This is a genomic window from Frankia sp. CeD (assembly GCF_000732115.1).
GTDB classification, from domain to species: domain Bacteria; phylum Actinomycetota; class Actinomycetes; order Frankiales; family Frankiaceae; genus Frankia; species Frankia casuarinae.
The window spans coordinates 1-1,876 of record NZ_JPGU01000111.1 but is presented as its reverse complement, the minus strand read 5'-3'; the positions used below and the strand labels follow the sequence as shown (position 1 = coordinate 1,876).

2 protein-coding genes are annotated in these 1,876 nt (G+C 72.4%); both read right to left on the bottom strand.

Annotated elements, in window-relative coordinates:
- Positions 1-1,432 (bottom strand): condensation domain-containing protein (locus CED_RS21165; RefSeq protein WP_023842288.1); only part of this gene is annotated, 1,432 nt, incomplete at its 3' end.
- Positions 1,429-1,876: hypothetical protein (locus tag CED_RS21790; protein WP_043592332.1), on the bottom strand; the 448-nt coding region annotated here is incomplete at its 5' end. The genes CED_RS21790 and CED_RS21165, both read right to left, overlap by 4 nt.

Genomic DNA, 1,876 nt, shown 5'->3' with positions numbered 1-1,876 from the left:
CCGGACTCCGCCGCACCTGCGCCTCAAACAACTCCGACAACGTCACCTCCGGCACCACCACCCCCGTCTCATTCCACCCATCCACCACCCGGGCCTGATCCGCGTCCCCCAGCACCCCGATCCGGCCGACAGGTGCGATCGGATCGGCCGCGATCCCGTCGAGCACCCGCAGGAAACGGTCGGCGAGTTCGGCGGCCGTCTGCTGGTCGAACACCTCCGGCCGGCAGTCAAGACGCAGCCGTAGCTGCTCCCCTGGGATCACGGCCAGGCTCACCGGGTAGTGCACCGCCTCCTCGCTCCCGGCCGGTGTGATCCGCAGCCCGTCGCCCTTGGTGACCGAGGCGCCGCCAGGGTCACGGGGGTAGTTCTCATAGGCCAGCAGCGTGTCGAAGGTGGCACCGGGGCCGGCCAGTCGCTGGATCTCGGCAAGCCCCAGATGGTGGTAGGCCATCAGCTCCGACTGGCGGCCCTGAAGCTCGGCCAGCATCTCCACCACGGGCTGGGCGGGGTCGAGCGGCACCCGGACCGGCACGGTGTTGACGAACAGCCCCAGCATCTCCTCCACACCGGGCAGCTCGGGCGGACGACCCGCCACCACCGCGCCGAACACCACGTCACGGCGGCCGGCCAGGCGGCTGACCAGCAGCGCCCACGCCCCCTGTACCAGCGTGTTCAGCGTCAGGCCGCGGCTACGGGCCAGGGCACGCAGCGCGGCGGTCAGCTCGTCAGGCACGGTCACCCGGACCCGCGCGAGCCCCGTCGCCGTTGCCGTCACCGTGCCCCGGTCCGGCGTGGCGACGAGGGTCGGCTCGTCGGCTCCGCGCAGTTCCCGCTGCCAGGCCGCCCGGGCGGCCTGGCGGTCCTGGCGGCCGAGCCACTCCAGGTAGTCTCGGTACGGCGAGACCGGCTTCAGCCCGCTCGCGTCACCGCCGGCCGCGTAGATCGCCGACAACTCGCGCCGCATCACCGGCAGCGACCAGCCATCCATCAGCAGGTGATGGTTGGTGATGACCAGCTGGTGCCGATGCCGGCCGAGCCTGACGAGCGTGCAGCGCAGCAGCGGCGGCACCGCCGGGTCGAACCCACAGGCTCGGTCCTCGGCAGTCAGCCGGGACACCTCCGCCAGCGCCGACTCCTCGGCCAGCGCGGACAGGTCCACCTGTGTCCAGGGTAGTTTCACCCGCCGCGGGATCACCTGGACCGGCTGCTCCATCCCGGCGGCCTGCCGGAACCCGGCCCGCAGGTTGGCGTGGCGGTCCAGCAGGGCCTCAACCGAGGCGCGCAGCACGTCCGCGTCCAGCGGGCCCCGCAGGTCGAGGATTCGCTGGACGACGTAGGAGCCGGCGGCGTCCTCGTCGTACAGCGCGTGGAACAGCAGCCCTTCCTGAAGCGGCGAGAGCGGCCACACCTCGGCCAGCGCGGAGCGCGTCATGTCGACATCCCCTTCTCGATCTCGGCTGCCATCGCCTCGAACTCCTCCACCTGCTCCTGAGCCAGCTCGAGCAGCGGGAAGTCGGAGGGGGTGTGCCCGCCCGCCTCGGGGCGCGCGGCGTGCTCGGCCAGCCCGGTCAGCATCGCCACCCATCCCTCGGCAAGGTTCCGCACCTCGGCCTCGGTCAGCAGATCGCCCGGCCAGGCCAGCGACAGGCTCAGCTCCGGGCCCGCCGGCCCGTCCCGGACGATTCCGCTGGCCTCCAGGGCGTGGGCCGCCGGCATCCGCTCGATCGCGTCGCCGCCCAGACTGGCCTGCCGCCAGTCCGCCGGGGCTTCAGCGTCACTCGCGGTGAAGCGGCCCATGTAGTTGAAGCCGATCTGTGGGGTGGGTAGCGCCGCGAGGACCGGGCGCGTGTCAGGGTTGAGGTAACGCAGCAGCCCG